The following is a 20351-nucleotide window of genomic DNA, read 5'->3' on the forward strand; positions in this document are numbered from 1 at the left end:
GAGAGAAATCCCGTCCGGGAGGGGCTATCGCGTTGTGACGTCTGAGAGGTCCTCCCGAAGGGAGATCGCTGCAACGGGGAAGTTTTCCAGCAGGGCAGCAACAGAGCATAGGGCCGATTGCTTGTCCAGAGAACGTTCCCGGGATGTGCAGAGGTCTTGTGTGATCCAGCGTTTCTCCTGAAGAAGGGGAGCGCAGTCCACAGCGGTGTCGTGCCACCGCTCTGGAGGAACGAGTGGCAGTTCCGCTCCTTCCGTCAGGGGCACCGTGAGGCGGGGACATACCACAAGGAGAGCGCTGTCGCGCCATCGTCGGGCAAAAGCCAGGATGTGTTCTGCCCAGGTGCCGGAGGTTTCCAGGGGCAGATATTCCCCCAAGGCAAAGAGGTCCGGGTTCTGACGCCGCAAGTTGAGCAATGCCGCCACGACCAGCTGCTTGGGTGCGCCGGAACGCCATTGATGAAGTGCTGCAGCACATCCCCGGGGCGTGAAGGACAGATCGTCGAGTATCTGCTGGTGGGACGAAAAATCCACGGGGCGCCGATTGTCGGGGTCCACCAGGGAGAAATCCCATCCCGTGGTTCCCTGGTAGATGTCGGGCACACCGGGAACGGTGAGGGTGAGCGTTTTCTGTGTCAGGCTGTTGATTGCGCCGGGGACCATGATCGAGGTGATGAACTCTTCCAGAAATCTCATGATCGTCGGGCTGCGGTGAGGCGCGATGAGACTCTCGATGAGCCGATCAAGGGCTTCCTCGTAGTTTTCATTGGGCGAGGTCCAGCTGGTATGCAGTTTTGCTTCCCGGGCTGCTTTACGCATGTAGGCTGTAATCCGGTTTCGATATTCCTCGTGTCCCCGGTAATCGGGGCTTGTCATATCCAGGGGCCAGGTTCCCGCGAGGGTTTGTAAAAGGAGATACTGATCGTGACGGGATGGTGCAGGGGTTTGTTCCTGGGAGCTCTCCGGAGTGGTTCCCGCCGCTTCGGTGATCCGTGTTACCCAGGATTGCCAGGCTCCGGGTACCTCGCTGAGCACGTTCAGGCGGGCCCGGGTATCCTCCCCCCGTTTATGGTCATGAGTCGCTGTGGCTACCATTCCAAAGGGATGGGACTGAAGGCGGTCTGTGTTTCCATAGTGAAAGGCCTGCACGGACAGATAGAACCGGTCGGGCTCAGCCCCCACCTCGTTTCGGGCAACGAAACGGCTGTCCCGGTAGAATGCTGTGTCTTCAAAGGATTTGGCCATCACGGGAGCGGTGAATTGCTGCACCTTCATGGCCAGTTCCAGGATCTCGCGCCGGCGGAAAGATTTCGGGTAGGTCTTGAGGATGTCCAGGGTCAGGACGTCCTGGATAAAACTGTATGCGCTGGTATCGGCCTGGGTGCTCTCTTTTCGCGCGATAGCAACGGCCCATTCGATATCGCGGCGATCCTGTTCCGAGATGCCCGAGGCGTCCACATAGCTCCGGTACACAGGAAAACGGGCGACGATGTCCATCAAGGCTGTTCGCAAGGCGAGTCTGGACAGATCCCGGGTGTGACGACTGCTCTTTGCCAGCCGGCTGAGCCGGTTGGCCAGAACGTTGAGTTCGCTTGCCAGGGTTTCCTGCATCGTCCGGTATTTTGCCTGCAGTACGAGAGAGGGGAAATCGCGGGGTTCTCCGGTGAAGTGCTGGTATATTTCTGTCAGAGGGGTTTCCCCGGCAGGATCGGTGAGCACTCCGGCGACAGCGGTCATGTGTTCGTATCCTGTGCTGCCACTGACTTCCCAGGATTTCCGCAGTTTTTCGTGGTGGGCGAGAATCTTTTCCACCACCACGTATACCGGGTGGCGCAAGGCGCCTTCCAGGTGAGGGCCGGAAGGAGAGATCGAGCTGTCCCGGTCTGCTGGTTCCCTCTGGCGTGATGAGGCGGCCATCAACCGGTAGGCGGCTGCTTTCTGGAGGCGGCTCAGGTATTCACGAGGGTCCAGAAGGCCATCGACATGATCCAGGCGCAGGCCCTGGATGGAACCCTCCTGGATGAAGCGGAGCATGAGCTGGTGGGTGATTTCGAAGACCTCGGGCCGCTCCATGCGTATGGCAGCCAGATCGTTGATGTCAAAAAACCGGCGGTAGTTAATTTCATTCGCCGCCATGCGCCAGTAGGCCAGGCGGTAGGCCTGGCGCTCAAGGAGCCGGTGGAGGCGGGTGCCTTGCCAGTCCCGGCAGATCTCGGTGAGTTCTGCTGCAAGATCGCTGTTCTCCTGGAGAAGGCGCGCCAGAGTAGCCGAAAGCTCCCGGCTGCGGCGGATTTTCAGGGCCATGCGCTGGGGAGATTTGCCTCCGTCGGCGAGGCTGGCGAAGCCCTTTGCCAGTTCTTGCAGGCTCCTCCTCCCGGAGTCTGCCAGGGCTTGCAGGACAATGCTGTAATCCCGGGGTGACAAGGGGAAGCGGTGTTGATAGTAGTGTACGCTGAAGGTCCCCGCCTGGGTATCGAGGCAGAGTTCAAGTTCGCCCTTGTCCAGGACTGTGCCGTATTGGGCTCCCAGAATGGGTATGAGAACTTTGCCGCGCAGGGACTGTTCCGATGGTTTCCAGTCAATGTCGAAGAATTGTGCATAGGGAGAGCTCTCCCCCCATTCAAGAACGTCGAGCCACCAGGCGTTGTCAGAAAAGCCCACTCCCATATGGTTGGGGACAAAATCGACAATGAGACCCATGTTGTGATGATGAAGGGCCTCGGTGAGGAGGGCAAACCCTTCCTCACCGCCGTACTCTTCGTTGAGGCTGTTGTGATCCACAATATCGTAGCCATGGGTTGATCCGGATCGGGCCGTTAGAAAGGGGGATGTGTAAAGATGACTGATCCCCAAACGGGCCAGGTACGGGACAAGTTCTGCCGCAACGGCAAAGGAGACATCCCGGGAAAGCTGCAATCGATAGGTTGCCCGGGGATAGGGGAGGGGCAGGCTCATGGGGTCCTCCAGAAGACAATACAACTCCAGGGGGGCATGTGTCCGTTATCGGGCCAGCCCTGATCTGGAAGGCGAAAGATCTCCCCCGGCAGGGGATTGTCTTGTTCGATAAAGAGATTCTCGGGAAGCGGGCGGGCTCTGTTGTGTAGATTGAGGTGCATACCCCAGGAGGGATCCCAGAGGACTGTTGCAGCGGTTTCTCCTCCGCCGGTAGCCCTTCCTGCCTTGAGGTGAGGCAATAGGGGAACAAGGTGCTCCCGACGGAGGGTCAGGAGCTTCCGGTGCAGGTGAAGCCACTGCCCGTTTTCTGGTCCCGGGGGGTGTTGCAAACGGCTTGCCTGCCAGGTGCCGGGTGCTCCGGGGTCGGGCAGGTCCTCCAGTCCGAACTCGCTGCGACGGCCTGTTTTTACCGCTTCTGCCAGGTCTGCGCTGAAGTCACAGAAAAACTGGAAGGGTGTGGAGCATCCCCAGGGTTCGCCCATGAAGAGCAGGGGGATTTGAGGAGCCAGGAGGAGAACGGCCGTTGCTGCCTCAAGTGCTTCCTTTGGGGCAAGGGTGACCAGGCGTTCTCCAAAGGCTCGATTGCCGATCTGGTCATGATTTTGCAGAAAGGCGATGAATCGTGCAGGGGGCAACGTCGTGGGACCGTGTCGTATGAATCCGCCTGCCAGGGCTTGGAGAAGCAGTTTTTCCGGATCGTTCTGGTATTCGCTATAGTAGCCGTGATCCTCCCGGGTGAGCAAAACATGAAAGACATGGTGTATGTCATCGTTCCATTGTCCATCATATTCCGGGGCATATCCCGGGGGTGAATCTGTTTCCTGGAGGTATAGCGCTTCATTTTGATCATTTTCGAGTACCAGGAAGATGGTTCGTTTCTGCTCTTGTGAGGCATGGAGGTCCCGGGAGAAGCTGCTGAGAAAGTGCTCTTCCGATGGATCGTGGATAGCGTGGACTGCGTCAAGACGGAGGCCGTCAAACCCCATGTCTCGAGTCCAGTAGATGCCGTTCTCCAGGAAGAACCGGCGTACTTCGGGCACGGTGAAATCAATCGCGGCGCCCCAGGGTGTCTGTTGGTCGGTTGTGAAAAATTGGGGCGCGTAGAGGTGCAGATAGTTCCCCTCCGGACCGAAGTGGTTGTAGACAACATCCAGCCACAGGGAGAGTCCGGCCCGGTGTGCAGCCTCTGCGAGGTGTTTCAGTTCTGCCGGTGTGCCGTAGGTTGTGTCTGGTGCAAAGGGCAGGACGCCGTCGTATCCCCAGTTCCGTTTTCCCGGAAAGTCTGCCAGGGGCATTAGTTCCAGGGCGGTAATACCAAGAGCCGCCAGTTCAGGAAGACGCTCTTCCAGCGCGGCGAAGGTGCCCTCGGGGGTTGCGGTGCCCACGTGGACTTCGTAGAAGACCAGCTCTTCCCAGGTTCGCCGTGAAAACGATGGAGCCCGGGAGTTCGGGGCAACCAGCAGGCTGGGGCCGTGGACGTCCTGAAGCTGCTGGCGGGATGCGGGGTCCGGGACCAGATGCTCGCCGTTGATGCGAAACAGGTAGGGTGTCCCTTCCGGACGTTCCAGGGCCGTGCTGCGCCACCATCCTCTCTCCTGGCAACTCATGGGGTAGCAGCTCCGTGGGGCGCTGCCTGCCGGATTCGGGCCAGGGTCTTCAAGGATAAGCTCTACCCGGGAAGCTGCGGGTGCCCAGAGGCGGAACTCCACACCCTGATCTGTCCATCGAGGACCGAAGTGGTACGTCATGGTTTCTCCCATTGCAAGAGTACTGCCGAGCGCTCAGAGAGGGTATACGTGCCTCTCCGTGCGGTGCAGGTTCCGGTGCATAGTGTCTCACGCCAGCGTCCTGAGGGGGGGAGTGTGGGAGCTTTGAACCGTATGGGTTCATGGCCGCTGTGCAAGACCATCAGGAAGGTGTCGTCCGGTTCCGGCTCTCCCTCCTCGGTAAGGAAACGGTTGCCCGCTTCGCCGCTGATGAGCGCGATAAGGGTATGGAGATTGTCGTTCTTCCAGTCTTGGTCTGTCATTTCCCGGCCTGAAGGGCTCAGCCAGGTGATGTCCTTGACCTCTGTCCCGGGAATAAGACCTCCATGAAAAAATCGCGACCGTCGAAAGACGATATGGTCCCGTCGCAGGGCTATGAGTTGTCGGGTGAAGGCCAGAAGATCGGTGTTTTTTGCGTCCTGATCGTCCCAGGGTATCCAGCTCAGGGTATTGTCCTGGCAGTAGGGGTTGTTGTTCCCTTCCTGGGTGCGTCCGAGTTCGTCTCCTGCGGTGATCATGGGGACGCCGCTGCTGAGAAGGAGAGTCGTCAGCATGTTCCGCATCTGGCGATTGCGCAGGTCCAGGATCTCCGGGTCGTCAGTGGGGCCCTCAACGCCGCAGTTCCAGCTGTTGTTGGAATCCGAGCCGTCGCGGTTCTCTTCCCCGTTTGCTTCGTTGTGCTTGTGGTTGTAGCTCACAAGATCCCGGAGGGTAAACCCGTCGTGGGCGGTGATAAAATTGATGCTGGCCCAGGGACGGCGTCCCCGGCGGTTATACATGTCGCTGGAACCGGAGATGCAGGAGGCCAGTGTTCCCAGGAGTCCCGGGTCGCCCTTCCAGAAGCGCCGTACCGTGTCGCGATACCGGTCGTTCCATTCACTCCATCCTGGAGGGAAATTGCCGACCTGGTATCCGTCCGGTCCGGTATCCCAGGGTTCGGCGATGAGTTTTACCCCGGACAGTGCAGGATCTTGCGCAACGATGTCGAGGAAGGCGCTGTTTTCGCGGTATTCCCCCGAGACCCGTGCAAGGGTTGTGGCCAGGTCAAACCGGAACCCGTCGACATGCATGTCCTCTGTCCAGTATCTCAGGGAGTCCGTGACCATCCGCAATACCTGGGGATGTCGCAACTCCAGGGCGTTGCCTGTTCCCGTGAAGTCATTGTAATAGCGGTGGTCGTCGTTCATGAGATAGTAGTAGGAGAGATTGTCGATTCCGCGAAGCGATAGCGTCGGGCCCAGGTGGTTTCCTTCTGCGGTATGGTTATACACAACGTCCAGAATGACTTCGATTCCCCGATCGTGCATGACCTGAACAAAGTTTTTGAAATCCCGGATATCGCCGTCATGGAGGTATGCCGGTTCCGGAGCGAAAAAGGCTATGGAGTTGTACCCCCAGAAGTTGGTTAGTCCCTGTTCTTCCAGGTGGCGATCTCGAAGAAAGGCGTGCACTGGCAATAACTCCACGGCGTTTATGCCCAGGTCTTCCAGGTAGTCGGGAATGGTTGGATGAGCCAGGGCTGAGAAGGTGCCCCGTGTCGCTTCGGGAATGTCGGGATGGCCCATGGTATAGCCACGGGGATGCATTTCGTATATCACCGAGCGGTCCCGGGGGACTGCCGGTTTCGGGTTGCGGCCCCAGGTGAAGGCCGTGTCAACGACAACACTCTTTGGCACAAAGGGTGCGCTATCCCGTTCATCGAAGGAGAGATCTTCCTCTTCCGATCCCACGACGTATCCGAAGAGGGCGTCATCCCATATGAGCGAGCCCGAGAGTTCGCGGGCATAGGGGTCGATGAGGAGCTTGTGGTGATTAAAGCGGTGGCCAGCCGGTGGATCGTAGGGGCCGTATACCCGGTAGCCGTAGCGCTGACCGGGTCGGACATCAGGCAGGTAGCCGTGCCATATTTCGTGGGTGAACTCCGGGAGTGTGATCCGTCCTGTTTCCTGGTTGCCTGAAGGGTCAAAGAGGCATAGTTCCACCCCTTCGGCGTGGGCGGAGAATAAGGCAAAGTTGGTGCCGCTTCCGTCCCAGGTTGCTCCCAGGGGATAGGGTCTGCCGGGCCACAGCCGGATGTCTCTGTGTTGGTTCGTGCCTTTTGCCATTATCCTTCTAATATAGGGCCTGATCGGCACAGAAGAAAGGGATATTATGCCGAATCAGGCGTTCCCGGGCGTCAGCTACTACGAGGGGTATAGCGTTCTGCCGTCCCGGCAAACCATTGTCGGGCGCGTTTCCGCAGTTCTGGTGGTTCCAGGATTTCTGCGGCGGGTCCCCACTGGGATACCCAGAAAAGCACTTGGGACTGCTGGTTTGTGCGGAATCTCACGATGATGGCGTGGTCGTGAAGATGCTCCACTTTCTGATCCCAGTGCCACTGGCGTTCCGGGATCATTTGTGCCACTTCTCCGTCAAACCGGATGGCGATGTCCACGGTCTCCTCGTTGATAAAGACTCCGAAGGAAGGGTCGATGTACTCCTCGATGCGAAATCCCTGGGGGCGGGTAAAGATATCGTTCCGCAATCGCGCTTTCTTGATCCGGAAGAGAGCGTAGATCCGCACGGTTTGATGGTGGTGGGACCAACCCAGAAGATACCATTCGCCCCGGTGTCCCACCAGGTGCAGTGGATCCACGATACGAACCACGCTCTCGTCGCGGCCCGGGGCCTGGTAGTGGATCGCGATGGTGCGGTTTTGGTGGAGGCCTTCTCGCACGGGCTCCCATACGGTTGGGTCTATCCGGGTGACGGGATCGGAGATGACAGAAACGTGGGCGATGAGATCACGGGAACTGACGCTGACCTTCGCCGGCAGGAGGGTGGTGAGGCGCTCGAAGACGGACCGGAGTTCGTCGTAGTAGGGGCTGTTACGGTATCCTTCCAGGGCGCGATCCCCTACCATGAGCGCCAGGAGGTCTCCCTCGGTGAGGCTGATCGCCGGAAGTTGCCAGGTCTTGTTGGTATAGCAGTAGCCGTGACGGGAGGGGTCGTACTCGATGGGGGCTCCGCGGTCGCGCATTTTTTCGATGTCCCGCTGGATTGTCCGCGTGGTGACTTCTTCGCCGTATTCTTCTTTCAGGCTCCGGGCGATATCGGCGGCAGAGGGATAGTCCTGTCTGTGCCGGAGACGGGAATCGATATAGCTGGTTCGTCGGGTGATAGCTCGGTAGCTCATGGTCGTAGTATCCACGGAAATGTCTTTTTATTCAAATTTATCGGGTGTTGGTTGCTTCCCGAGAGGGTCTGCAATTGAGGCAGCCCGGAAAAGGGTCTGCCCTTGCCACTATGGCAGAGCGGAAGTCCTGCGCCAGGATGACCGGAAGATGACCGGAAACAGGTGAGCTTTCTACAGGGTTCTTTGTGTGAAGTGCGTGAGAAAGATATGCGCCAAATGCCTGGCTGCTTTCATGATGAAACGGTGAAGATCCGAAGAAATGGCTGGAAAACGTAATGGTTGGGCGATACTGGATTTGAACCAGTGACTTCTACCGTGTGAAGGTAGCACTCTCCCACTGAGTTAATCGCCCGCGACGAAACGATGCTGAGCCCTTGTGAGGCAGTCACCAACGTTCTTTTCCTGAAGATATACGGTTTATTCCGTTCTGGCAACCCCTCAGAAGGCGCCGTGAAGTACGATTTCCGGGCTCGGCTTCCGAGCTTTCCGGGACGGAAAATTTTCCGCCGGAAAGGCTCCTGCGGTTGCCCGATTGTCCTGGAATCGCTATGCTTGTACAAGGGAAGGATTTCACCATGCACGACGAAACGGGGTTGTACTACTGGCACGACGAAAACCGGCTGGTGCTTTTTCTTACCGGCAGGGTTACGGCCAACGAGGCTTTCTCGCTCTATCAGCATATCGAGCCCTGGCTTGCCGAGCATCCTGGCAGTGTGCTTGTCGCGGATATGGACGGTACCAGCTACATCGACAGCACAACTATCGGAACCCTGATCCGTCTGCATAAAGAGATGAAACGGGAGGGCGGGTCCTTCAGTCTTTGTAATCTTTCGCCACCTGTGGAGGAGATCATCCGCAAGACAAAGCTCCTGAACTATTTTCAGGTTCTGCAGGACGAGGAGTTGCGTAGCCTGGAGCACGAGCTTTTTGATCGAATGCCCCGTCGTTCCGCCACCGATGTGGATAGCTGTTTTGTGCTGGAGGCGCACAATGATCTCTGCCAGGTGGTTCCCGAGTTGCTGCCCCGGTTCGAGCGTCTCATGGCGATTCTGGCGGCCGAAGCAGGTTGTCCGGGCGGAGAATCCCCGGGAGCTGCTCGAGTCTGACTTCCTTCCGCTACTGGTTTTTCCTGTTCTGTCTGATACCTGACGGCTGATACCTGACATCTGACGGTTGATACCTGACGGCTGATAGCGGACAACCCGATGCACCTGGGTGCACCGGGCTGCCGGGCTGACAATCGGAGGTGACTACTGGCAACTGCAGATCAGGTGCCGATCCCCCTGGACATTATCTACCCGCCCCACGGGGGGCCAGAACTTGTTCTCCCGGCACCAGGGAGCGGGGTAGACCGCCTCTTCTCGGGTATAGGGCCTGTCCCAGGGGACTGCAATATCTGCTGCTGTGTGGGGGGCATTCCGCAGGGGGCTCTCGTCAAGGCTGATCTCCCCCCGGGCGATGGCCTCAATTTCCCGGGTGATGCTGATCATGGCGTCGCAGAAGCGGTCCAGTTCCTCCAGGGATTCGCTCTCGGTGGGTTCCACCATGAGTGTGCCCTGAACAGGCCAGGACATGGTTGGTGCGTGGAAGCCGTAGTCGGCCAGCCGTTTTGCCACGTCTGCTACGGTGACGCCCGTTTCCCGCTCCAGCCTCCTGAAATCAAGAATGCATTCGTGGGCCACGCGCCCGCCGGGGCCGGTATAGGCCAGGTCAAGGTATGGGGCCAGGCGGGAGGCGATGTAGTTGGCGCTCAGAATTGCCTGTTCTGTGGCGGCCCGGAGGCCTTCTCCGCCAAGCATGGCGATGTAGGCGTAGGGGATGGGCAAAATTGAGGCGCTTCCTGCGGGAGCTGCCACCACAACTCCCGTGGGGCCTGGAGAGTCCAGGGTGCCGGGGAGAAAGGGTGTAAGGTGCGCCGCTGTGAGAACAGGCCCCACTCCGGGCCCTCCTCCGCCGTGGGGGATCGCGAAGGTCTTGTGGAGGTTCAGGTGGCACACGTCGGCCCCGATCGCTCCGGGGCTGGTGAGGCCCACCTGGGCGTTCATGTTGGCCCCGTCCAGATATACTTGCCCTCCCTGACGGTGGACGATCTCCAGGGCGGTCACGATGTCCTCTTCGAAGATTCCGCAGGTTGAAGGGTAGGTGACCATCAGAGCTGCCAGATTATCCCTGTGGAGAAGGGCTTTCTCTTCCAGGTCCGTGAGATCGATTCGCCCCTGGGGAGTGCTTTTTACTACCACCACCTCCATTCCTGCCATGGCGGCGCTGGCGGGGTTGGTTCCATGGGCGGAATCGGGGACCAGACAGACCCTGCGGTTCGCATCACCACGGCTGAGATGCCAGGAGCGGATGATCATGAGCCCCGTGAATTCTCCGTGAGCACCGCTGTTGGGTTGCAGAGTGCAGCCGTCAAAGCCGGTGATCTCGCAGAGCCAGGCCGAGAGTTCCTTCATGAGCAGCCGGTACCCTTCGGCTTGTCCCGGAGGGGCGTAGGGGTGGAGCGAGGAGAACTCCCTCCAGGTGATGGGCATCATTGCTGCCGTGGGGTTGAGTTTCATGGTGCAGCTTCCCAAAGGAATCATGGATTGAGCCAGGGAGAGATCGCGACTGCGAAGTCGGGTGAGGTAGCGCAGAAGCGCCGTCTCGCTGCGGTGTTGCCGGAAAACGGCTTGTTCCAGGTAGGGGGTGCGCCGCTCAAGCCAGGGGTGGGGACGCCAGGAGGTTTCTCCCAGGATTGTCTCCAGGGAGTCTTCGCTGAGGGTTACTCCCAGGGCCCGGAGAAGACGCAGGATTTCCTCGGGGGTGCTGCGCTCGTCCAGGGTTATGCCGATTCCCCGGGGAAGTTCCCGCAGGTTAAACCCCGCAGCTTCTGCCGAGGCGAGAAGGGCGCTTCGGGCAGGGCCCTCCACCAGAAGTGTCACGGTGTCAAAGATGGTGCCGGGTAGTACGGGGGTTCCCTTGCGGTGCAGGGCCTCCCGCAGGGCGTTGGCCAGCAGACAGACGCGTCGGGCGATTGTGCCCAGGCCTTCCGGGCCGTGGTAGATCGCGTAGAAGGCTGCCAGGATCGCCGGCAGAACCTGGGCGGTGCAGATGTTGCTGGTGGCCTTGTCGCGGCGGATGTGCTGCTCCCGGGTCTGGAGGGCCAGACGAAGGGCAGGGTTGCCCCCCTGGTCGAGGCTTTCTCCAACCAGGCGCCCCGGCATGAGTCGTTTAAGCTGTTCCCGGGTCGCCAGAAAGGCTGCGTGAGGTCCTCCAAAGCCCAGGGGTACGCCGAAGCGTTGGGTATTCCCCAGGACGATGTCCGCTCCCCAGGCGCCGGGGGGCGCGAGGAGGGTAAGGGCCAGAAGGTCCGTCGCCACGATCAGAAGTGCGCCTGCCTGATGAAGACGTTCTGCCAGAGAGGTTCTGTCCCGGGCGATCCCCAGGGTGTCGGGGTATTGGATGATTCCTGCGAAGGTGGTTTCCCGGGGTTCCCACTCTTCCGGGGGAGTTTCCTGAAGCTCAACCCCCAGGGGAGCTGCCCGCAATCGCAGGTGGGCGATCGTCTGGGGATGAAGGGCGGGATCTACAAGCAGTGTTTTTCTTGCTTCCTTTCCCCGGTGGTGGCGCAGGGCCATGGTCATCGCCTCGGCTGCCGCCGTGGCCTCGTCCAGAAGCGATGCGTTGGAGATGTCCATCGCGGTGAGGCTCACGATCATGGTCTGGTAGCTCATAAGTGCTTCCAGGCGGCCCTGGGATATCTCGGCCTGATAGGGGGTGTATTGGGTGTACCAGCCCGGGTCTTCCAGGACGTTTCGCTGGATCACCGGAGGGGTGATGGTGTCGGCGTATCCCTGGCCGACGAGGCTTCTCAAGGGATGGTTTCGGGAGGCGATCTCTTGCAGTCGTGCCAGTACCTGGTCTTCCGTGAGGGCTCGGGGAAGATTCAGGGGCCTTTTGAGGCGGATTTCGGCGGGGATCGTCTCGTTCAGGAGCTCTTCCATTGAGGCAACGCCGAGTTGGTTCAGCATGGTCTGCTGATCTTTTCGGGAGGGGCCAACATGGCGGCAGGAAAACTCCCCGCTCCGTTCCAGCAGGTCCGCCGCAGCCGGTTGAGGCTGGTAGGAGGGGCGGTAGAAGGGGCCCCGGTGCTGACGTGCCCCCAGGGAACGGTTTCGCACTTCCAGAACGAGCGGCTCCTGCGCCGATACCTCCCGGTCCACCAGGGCGTTGGCGATGAATACCCCCAGCGAGGGGGCCTTCCCGCCGGAGGTGACAACCCCCCGGGGTGTTCCGTCCCGGTCCAGGATGGGGCACCCCGGGCGGGGCACCCCGGCGTCTTCCAGGATGAGCCTCCGCAGGGTGCGGGCAGGGCCCTCTTCCCGGCGGCGAAGGATCGCTTCCCGGCCCAGGAAGGGATGGTCCAGATCGCAGGCCCAGAGGAGCCGGGCCTCCACGGGAGTGATTTCCCGGGTGAGCTCCTGTCCGTAGAGCGGAAATCCTGCTTCCAGCCTCAGGCTGTCCCGGGCTGCCAGACCCGCCGGGAGGAGCCGAATACCCGCAGCTCCGGCGGTTTTCAGAAGATCCTTCCAGAGGGAAGGGGCCTGGTCCCGGGGCAGGATGATCTCGAAGCCGTCCTCGCCGGTGTATCCCGTGCGGGCAATAATGAGGTCTCCCTCCCGGTGGCATCCAAAACGGGCGATACCGGAGATGTCAGTCCGGGGAAGAAACCGGGCAAGGATCGCCTCGGCCCGGGGTCCTTGAAGGGCGATCATTCCTGTCTGGTCCGAATGATCCTCCCAGGAGTCCAGGTGCCGGTTCAGCCAGGCCGTATCCTCGGCGCGCCGCGAGGCGTTGCCCACCAGAAGGAAGGAAGGCTCGGTTTTTTCGTCACGGCGGTAGACAAAAAGATCGTCGATGATCCCGCCTTCCTCATCGCAGAGCAGCCCGTAGGTGCTGGATCCCGATGACAGGGCCGAGACGCGGGCCGTGAGAAGGCGGTCAAGCTTTTCCCCTGCATCGGCTCCGGTCACGACAAAGCGGGTCATGTGGGAGATATCGAAGAGGCCCGCCGAGGAGCGGGTGGTCTGGTGTTCTTCGATCGCCCCGGCGGTGTAATGGAGGGGCATTTCCCATCCGGCGAAGGGGGCAAAACGGGCTCCGGCTTTCTGGTGTTCTTCATAGAGACTGGTTTTTTCTGTGCGCATAGATCCTCCACTGCGCCGAAAACCCTGTCCCGTAACCTGAGAGATTATCCTGCCCCGGCTGACGCTGGTGTCATGCTGCGGCAGGTCCCCTTCGGTGCGCCCCCGCAGGGGCGGCTCTCCAGAGCGGTTGATGCGCCTCTGCCGATCCTTTCTGCCTGAGAGTTTCGGTGTCGGTTCCGGCTGGACCGACCCTTGCCCCTTCGGCGGCACCAGGAGTGCGCTCTCTCGGCAGACGCGCTGGTATTGACCTTCACTGAAAGATTAGGCGCTCCCGGGCGTCTTGTCAACGAAGATGGCCCTGGCGCCCGGGCAAAGCGGCCCCCGGCCCCCGGGCAGAGCGCCCCCGGGCAGAGCGCCCCCGGCCCCCGGCACAGATGCCCCCGGCACCCCGGCAGAGAGAACCCCGGCCGAGAAGTCGCGATAAAGACGATCCGCCGAAGACGACCCGCGAAGGGCGATTACATCTGGGCTCCGATGGTAAAACTGAAGACCACGTCGGGATCAACCAGATTGGCCGCCACGTCAAATCCCATGGCAGGAATCGCCACCTCCCGGAGGTAGACCCGAAACCCGCCTCCGGGACCGGCAAAGTACTGGCGGCTGTGGCCCGAGGCGTCGAAGGTACCCGCTTCCCAGTAGTGAGAGAGCACGAAGGCTCCCCAGGAGCGGTTCAGCAGGGGAACCTCGGCAAAAATAGCCGTCCCGGCCCATTCGTCAGCCACGGTTTTCTGGTAGGGCAGGGTTCGGTAGCCGTCGCGGGCAGAGACCTCGGCCTGTTCTCCCAGGGGCATATCTCCGATCCCCCCCGAGAGAAGAAGCCTCAGGCGGCCGCCCCGGGATGGCAGGAGCGGGAGGGCCAGTTCGGCCTTGGCCGAGGTCTCCCACCCCAGGTCATCGATATCGCCCGAGTGATTCTCCCCTGTTACCAGCGATGCTTCCAGGCTGGCCTTGGGGCCCAGGCGCAGGACTCCCCTGGGACGGGTTGCGTTATAGTCCAGAAAGACCGAGGGGACTACAAAGAGACCCTCCTCGGGAGGCTGTGTATTTTTCCGGCCCCGGAAGGATGAGATATCCCGGTCTGTCAGGCGCAGACCCGCTCCGGCGCGGATATCCCGGGTAAAGCGGTAACCCAGACGCCCCGACAGATGCTGCTCCCGCAGGGTGTAATCCCTGAGGCGGGTGTCGTCGGGGAGGCGATGATCCTCCTCGGTTTCCATCATGCCGGTAGTGAGCGAGCCGAACCAGTTGCTCCCGGCGATAGAGGGGTCTGTGTAAATAAGTATCCCGTTGAACCCTTCCGTTCCGGCTATGGCCACAGTGATCAGCTGCTTGTTGAGCCCCAGAAGGTTGCTTTCCAGCAGGATGAGCCCTCCCGTTGCGGCGGATCCGTCGGTGGCAAAGAAAGGAATCGGCACCAGGGTAACCTTTTCGCGCAGGGTGATCACCAGATCGACCCGTGCCGGATCGGTCCCGGAGGGTGCTGCGGTTGCGGGCGAGGGTTCCCCCGGGGCCGGGCGGGTGGTGAGGGTGACCTCGGAAAAGATCCCCGTATCAAGGAGGATCTCCTCAAGATCGGTGAGGGTCCTGGCCGTTAGGGGGTCTCCCCGCTCCAGGGGGATCTCCTGAAGGACCACTGCCTCCCGGGTCTTTCTGAGCCCCTCCAGGATGATTTCTTCGAGCAGGGGGGGGCTGGCCTCGCCGAAGGCCGGCGCAAGGGGCAGGCCCGCGAGAATCGCCCAGACCAGGACGGTCCTGGAAAAGCTGATCCTCCGGGAGTGGCGGGGCAGGGTCTGCCGGTCCCGGGAACCTCCTGGGGGGGGGCTCTCTCCCGGGTCGATTGCTCCCGGGGCACTGCTGCCCCGGCTGTGGATGAAAGGCATTGCCACAGGATGTTTCACAACGTTCTCCTTGCTCCGGTGCTCTCACGACCCTGTGTTCTAGCGAATGAGCACAAAGTCGACCCGACGATTTTGCCAGCGGTTTTCCAGATCACTGTGGGGGACTACCGGCTCGGTTCCGCCCCTGCCCACGATAGTGATGCGATCGGTATCCATGCCCCTGCTCACCAGGGCGTCCCGCACCGAGGCGGCCCGCGATCGCGAAAGGGGTGTCAGAGTCTCTCGCTCTTCCCGTTCCGTGCCGGTGATATTTACGGCGTGGCCCTCTACCTGGATACGGTAGGTCTGGTAGCGGTCGAAGATCTCCACCAGCCGATCCAGGACCTCGATGTTTTTTGCCCCCGTGTCGGTGGCGGGGTTGATCTGCAACCTCGGACTGTTGGGCTCGAAGGTAATATTTGCGATCTGGATAAGCAAGCGGTCGCCGTCACGGACCACCAGAATGTCTACGGGAATGATCCCCGTGACGGTGCTCTCATTTCCGGCCCGGTCGGTTACGGAAAAGCGGTAGGGGTAGTCCTCGGCGCTTCGTACCAGCTCACCCGAGGCGCTGCGGCCGTCCCAGATCAGGCGTTCCCGGGGAGAGCCGGTGCCACGGAACTCCTGGAAGGGGCGCTGGTTACGGTCCAGAATCTCAAACCGCCAGGATTCGATCCCGCTGGCGTCGCGGGCCGAGAGAAGGATCGTGAGCTCATCGTTTATACCATCGTTGTCGGGCGAGAAGGGAAGCCCCTCAAGCTCGGCGGATATGTCCGGTGGCGTGGTGTCCACCACCACCGTGGGTGAGATTACCTGGGGAAAGGTGCCGTTTCGCAGGGCCAGGCGGTAGCGAACCCGGTAGGTGCCGTCCTGGATCGTTCCGTCCTCGCGGGTTCCGTCCCAGCGGAGGGTCTCCCGGGGGAGAACCTGGTCGGAGCGGAGAGTTCGTACCACCCGGTCTTGCTCGTCAAGGATTTCCACCAGCCGGTACGCGGCTCCCTCGACACGGCTTGTTATGGTGCCGATGGAGAGCTCCCGGGACTCTTCCCGGGGACCCCGGGGGGCAAAAATGCGCCGGTCCAGGGTGACAAAGAGGCGTGCCGGTACGGTATCAACCTCGATCAGGGGGATCTCTCCCCGGGTGGTGTTTCCTGCCGCGTCGGTGCCGGAGATCTCATAGCGGTAGATTCCGTCGGGAACCTGGTTGCCCGCGGCGTCGGTGCCGTCCCAGGTGAAGGAATCGGCCTGGCTGCTCCAGGTGAAACGACGGATCTGTTCGCCCTGATCATCGAGGATTCGGCCCTCCCAACCCTCGGCAGGGTCGCTTGTCTGAGTAACGGTGATGCGATCCCGCTGGCTTCCCTGGCCGGGAGCAAAGACTGTGTGGTCTGCGGAGAGGGAGAGTTCGGGTGGTGTGATATCCAGGGTCACGGTCTCGCTTCGGGCCTCGGGCCGGTTTCCATGGCGGTACAGGAGGGTGAGGGTCGCCTGATAGGTTCCCTCATCGGCGGGGCCTTCGGGGGTTGTGCCGTCCCAGAGAAAATCCTCGGGCAGAGAGGTCCCGCTGCGCTGGACTACCGGCCTGGCTGTGGCGGTATCGGTTATGGTAAAGGTGTATTGCTCCAGTCCCCGGGCATCACCCTTGCGATAAGAGAAGGTGATGGTGTCGTGGACGCCGTTTCCGTTGGGGCTGAAGGCGCGCCGCCCGGCGTAGAGATCAAGGGGTGTTTCGGCGGTATATACCTCGAAGGGAATCTGGCCTGTTCCGCCGGTATTTCCGGCAAGATCCGTGGCAGCGAGTTCGTAGGTGTAGAGCCCGTCGGGAACCCGCCGGCGTTCCTGGTCCAGGCCGGAGAAAACCAGTTCCTCCGGGGCGTGGCCTGTCCATTCCCATTGCCGGATGATTCGGCCCTCTTCGTCCCGAAGGGTGCCTGTCCATCGGTCTTCCCGGGAGGTTTCCTGGGAGATTATGAGTTCGTCCAGGCGACCGTCGCCATCGGGAGAAATGATCTCCGACGAGAACTGCGCTGTTGCCTCGGGCGGTATCCGGTCGACCAGGACTGTCCTGATCGATCTGACTCGGGGATGAGCGCCGGTGGCAAAGCGTACGGCCAGTTCTCCCCGGTATTCACCATCGGGCACAGGATTCCCCTGGTCGTTGCGGCCATCCCAGACAAAGGGTTCCAGAGCGCCCGTGCCGTCCACGGTGCGGACCGATTGATCCTCCTGGCCGGGCTGACCCTGGCCAGGAAGAATTCGCAGGGTCCATCGGGTGATGCCATCTTCGATATTGGATCGGGGCAGGAGTGTTACCGTCTCGCGCCCGCCGCGCCCGTTGGGGCTGAAGGCGGGGTGGCTGAGACGAAGCTGTATCTCCACATCCCTGGTATCGGTACGGAAGGGAGGAGTGCGCAGGGTCAGGGAGTTTCCGGCAGCGTCGGTGGCGCTTACGCCGTAGCGGTAGGTGCCGTCGGGTACCACCTGGCCGTCCTGATCGGTGCCGTCCCAGGAGAAATCCTGAAGTTCGCCCGAGGTTTCCCAGGTTCGAAGCTTTCTTCCCTGGGTGTCTTCGATCCAGCGGGTCCAGAGGGATTCCCGGGAAGAGCTCTGGAGGATCGGCATGGTATCCTTGGCGTCATCTCCGCCGGGTGAGAAGGCTCGCTCGTCGTCGCCCAGGGTGACTGTGGCTTGGGGAGGAACCGTGTCCACCTCAAAGGGAGCGCTCAGGGCTGCGGGACGGTTGCCATGGCGGTATTCCACCACCAGGCGCACCCGGTAGGTGCCGTCGGGCACGAACTCGCCCGTGGTGCCGCGACCGTCCCAGCGGTAGCTTTCGTCGGGTGCTCCCGCACCGTCGATGCGGGCCATGAGGGTTTCTTCCCCGTCAAGAACTTCCAGGAAAAACCGTTCTGCTCCGCGAGGGTCCTCAATGTGAGGGAGGAGATCCATCGTCGGATGAGGGCCCCGGGTTCCGGGGGCAAAGGCGTCCCGGGAGGTGGAGACAAAAACCGGGGTCTCTCTGGTGTCCAGGGTAAAGGTAATGGCCCGGCTGTTGGCGCGGTTTCCCGCCCGGTCCTGACCGGTGAGGATGTAGCGGTACTCGCCGTCGGGGAGGGGCGTTCCCTGACCACTGCGGCCGTCCCAGAGGAGTCGCTCTGCGGGGCGTCCTTCCCAGCGGAAGGTTCGTGTTACTTCGCCGTAGGCGTTTTCGATGCGCCCTTCCCACCACAGGGCTTCTTCGGTGTCCTGAATGAAGGCGATCGTGTCCTTGCGGCCGTTTCCGTTGGGCGAGAAGATATCGTCTTCGGCCACCACCGAGAGCCGGGGCGGGGTAATGTCCAGCACGAAGGAGGGGGATGCTGTCCGGGGTTCGCTGCCGTTTCGATAGAGCAGGGTAAGTCTGGCCTGATAGGTGCCCTCTTCCAGGGCACGGCCCCGGTCATCGCGACCATCGAAGATCCAGCGCGAAGGAACCTGCTCCCCGCCTGCCATGGTCCGCCGGGAGCGGCCTGTTTCATCGAGGATCTCCAGCGTATGGGTGCGGATTCCCTCCCGGATGGGTATATCCGGGGTAAGAATGATCTCGTCCTGACGGCCGTTCCCGTTGGGGGAGAAATGGCTCAGGTTTACGGCGAGTCCGATAGGGGTTGGAACGGTATCGACGATGATGTTTTCCAGCTGTCCCTTTCCGGTATTCATGGCCCGGTCCGTGGCGGTTGCCTGGTACCAGTAGACGCCGTCGGGGACAATTGATCCCGAGGAATCCCGGCCGTCCCAGACGAAGGGCTCCAGGTCGGTCTCATGAAACTCTTTCTCCAGGATAACCGTGTCGGAGGCGTCAAGAATCTGAACGGTCCAGAGATCTTCCCGGGAGCTGGTCTGGTTGATCGTAACGGTGTCCTGCCCACCGATTCCGCCGGGGGCAAAGATGAGCTCGTCCGTGTCTTCCGGGGGAATGATGGTTACCTCGGGAGGGGTGGTGTCCACCACAATCGGTTTCTCCCGCGATACGGCGCGGTTGGCGTTGTCGTCCGTGGCTTCCACGGTGAAGGTGTATTCGCCATCGGGGGCGACTCCGCCGGCGTCGGTTCGCCCGTCCCAGCGTATTCGGGCCGGGACGGCCACGCCGGTCCGGACATACAGGATGCGGTCCAGGAAGGATTGAAACCCGACGTTTTCAGGGCGCTGTTCTGCGTTTTCGATGGTGCGGATCACCGTTCCCTGATCGTCGCGGACCACAAAGGCCCAGGACATGACGTAGCGTTCGTCGGTGATCTCCACCGGCAGAAGCAGTTCGTCGGCCAGGCCATCGTTGTTGGGGGAGATATACTGCGTTTCGGGGTAGTCCAGAACAATTTTCGGGGGAGTCCGGTCTACCACGCCAAAGGCTACGTTTACTCCCGTCGAGGCGGCCCAGAGGTCGTCGTAGAGGGGTGCCCAGGCAGCATGGGCTGCGATCTCGCTTTGTTGCCACAGAGGAGCGGGGCTGTCTCCGGGAGTTGTTCGGGTTGGGTTTGCTCCGGTTTGGAAGCGCGCGGTGAGGCCGATCGAGGGGAGCAGGGATCCCGAGGTTCGGTCGCTGTCGTCCTGTTCGGCCAGGTCGATCTCCCATCCCAGGGTGAGGGAAAAACGGTCCCGGAAGGTGGCGCGTGAGCTGATCCGGTAGATCAGGTTCTGGAAGCTCGGGGCCTGAAGGCCCGTGTGGCCCTCCCATCGGATGTCATCGTCGGCGTAGAGCGTTGCATGGATATCGGCTGCGGGGGTAAAGGGTGCGGGAGTTCCTGAATAGTCCGAGTCCGGTTCGGGGCTGAGACCGATTTGGGTGAGAGCTGCTCCCCATCGCAGGTCCCGCAGCGGGCCGTGATCGCCCAGGTGGTGGATCATGCCCAGGCTCAGCCCTCCGCCGAAGGCGGTGCTGTTCCCCTGGTGGGCGAGTTGCCCGCTTATTCCGATGCCGGCTTGTACAGTGGGGTAGAGTTCCTTGGCGGCGCTGAAGTTCAGGGCGCCCCGTTGCCCCAGGTGCAGGTCTTCTGCCTCGATTGAGAGGTATTGCAGGGATCCTGTGAAGACGGCGTAGGGTGTAGGGACCGTCAGGGCCAGATGGAGGCTCCCGCCTTCCCAGGAGCCGTCGCCGGCCAGGGAGGTGTGGCCTGCATCAAGGTGTATCCGCTGTTTCCGGGCCGATACGGCAGGGTTTATCACGTCGCCGCTGCCCGATTGATCGGTGGCGGTGCTGGCGCCCCCGGCAAGGAAGAGGGGCGACCAGAGACGCTGCATGGCCTCGCTTCCCGGGGAGGGATCGTAGGCAAAGGCCGTGCCGTGAGCGAGAAGGAAAGAACCAGAAACCAGGGCCAGGAGTGCGCCGTGCCGGAGGCGGGAGATTATCTTCATACTC

General features: G+C 61.3%; 8 protein-coding genes, 1 tRNA gene and 2 riboswitches. Of the genes, 1 reads left to right on the forward strand and 8 read right to left on the reverse strand.

Annotation, left to right across the window (positions count from 1 at the left end; translation table 11 throughout):
- Nucleotides 1–24: 24 nt before the first annotated feature.
- The 5 genes from treY to BW950_RS03315 all read right to left on the reverse strand — a co-directional run bounded on the left by treY (nucleotide 25) and on the right by BW950_RS03315 (nucleotide 8245).
- Nucleotides 25–2952, reverse strand: coding sequence for a malto-oligosyltrehalose synthase (treY, locus tag BW950_RS03295; protein ID WP_076487868.1), 2928 nt, complete (start codon nucleotides 2950–2952; stop codon nucleotides 25–27).
- A complete protein-coding gene (gene treZ / locus BW950_RS03300) occupies nucleotides 2949–4700 on the reverse strand; it encodes a malto-oligosyltrehalose trehalohydrolase (RefSeq protein WP_083943680.1) in 1752 nt (583 codons plus the stop codon). The genes treY and treZ overlap by 4 nt, the downstream gene beginning before the upstream one ends.
- Nucleotides 4697–6823 carry a glycogen debranching protein GlgX gene (gene glgX / locus BW950_RS03305; protein ID WP_076487870.1) on the reverse strand — a complete coding sequence of 709 codons (2127 nt, stop codon included), beginning with the start codon at nucleotides 6821–6823 and terminating at the stop codon, nucleotides 4697–4699. Before glgX ends, treZ begins: the two co-directional genes overlap by 4 nt.
- Before the next feature lie 71 nt (nucleotides 6824–6894).
- Complete coding sequence (locus tag BW950_RS03310; RefSeq protein ID WP_076487871.1) at nucleotides 6895–7893, reverse strand: helix-turn-helix transcriptional regulator; 999 nt, start codon at nucleotides 7891–7893, stop codon at nucleotides 6895–6897.
- 280 nt (nucleotides 7894–8173) lie between these two features.
- A tRNA-Val gene (locus tag BW950_RS03315) sits at nucleotides 8174–8245 on the reverse strand.
- Nucleotides 8246–8441: 196 nt separating this feature from the next.
- Here BW950_RS03315 and BW950_RS03320 point away from each other — a divergent pair.
- A complete protein-coding gene (locus BW950_RS03320; RefSeq protein WP_076487872.1) occupies nucleotides 8442–8999 on the forward strand; it encodes an STAS domain-containing protein in 558 nt (185 codons plus the stop codon).
- 144 nt (nucleotides 9000–9143) lie between these two features.
- Here the strand turns inward: BW950_RS03320 and gcvP are convergent, their stop codons facing one another.
- From gcvP to BW950_RS03340, 3 genes are all read right to left on the reverse strand, one after another.
- Entirely contained in the window at nucleotides 9144–13079 is a 3936-nt protein-coding gene (gene gcvP / locus BW950_RS03325; RefSeq protein ID WP_083943681.1) for an aminomethyl-transferring glycine dehydrogenase, read from the reverse strand.
- 14 nt (nucleotides 13080–13093) lie between these two features.
- Nucleotides 13094–13211, reverse strand: a riboswitch (glycine riboswitch).
- Nucleotides 13212–13317: riboswitch (glycine riboswitch) on the reverse strand.
- A gap of 220 nt (nucleotides 13318–13537) precedes the next feature.
- Complete coding sequence (locus tag BW950_RS03335) at nucleotides 13538–14977, reverse strand: POTRA domain-containing protein (RefSeq protein WP_143559107.1); 1440 nt, start codon at nucleotides 14975–14977, stop codon at nucleotides 13538–13540.
- Between the two features lie 39 nt (nucleotides 14978–15016).
- Complete coding sequence (locus BW950_RS03340) at nucleotides 15017–20347, reverse strand: FlgD immunoglobulin-like domain containing protein (protein ID WP_076487874.1); 5331 nt, start codon at nucleotides 20345–20347, stop codon at nucleotides 15017–15019.
- Nucleotides 20348–20351 lie beyond the last annotated feature (4 nt).

Origin of the sequence: Alkalispirochaeta americana (assembly GCF_900156105.1) — a bacterium.
GTDB lineage: Bacteria > Spirochaetota > Spirochaetia > DSM-27196 > Alkalispirochaetaceae > Alkalispirochaeta > Alkalispirochaeta americana.

Coding starts and splice junctions, on each gene's coding strand:
- treZ (WP_083943680.1), bottom strand. CDS start 4,700: ATGACGTACCACTTCGGTCCTCGATGGACAGATCAGGGTGTGGAGTTC.
- BW950_RS03340 (WP_076487874.1), bottom strand. CDS start 20,347: ATGAAGATAATCTCCCGCCTCCGGCACGGCGCACTCCTGGCCCTGGTT.
- BW950_RS03320 (WP_076487872.1), top strand. CDS start 8,442: ATGCTTGTACAAGGGAAGGATTTCACCATGCACGACGAAACGGGGTTG.
- BW950_RS03310 (WP_076487871.1), bottom strand. CDS start 7,893: ATGAGCTACCGAGCTATCACCCGACGAACCAGCTATATCGATTCCCGT.
- gcvP (WP_083943681.1), bottom strand. CDS start 13,079: ATGCGCACAGAAAAAACCAGTCTCTATGAAGAACACCAGAAAGCCGGA.
- treY (WP_076487868.1), bottom strand. CDS start 2,952: ATGAGCCTGCCCCTCCCCTATCCCCGGGCAACCTATCGATTGCAGCTT.
- glgX (WP_076487870.1), bottom strand. CDS start 6,823: ATGGCAAAAGGCACGAACCAACACAGAGACATCCGGCTGTGGCCCGGC.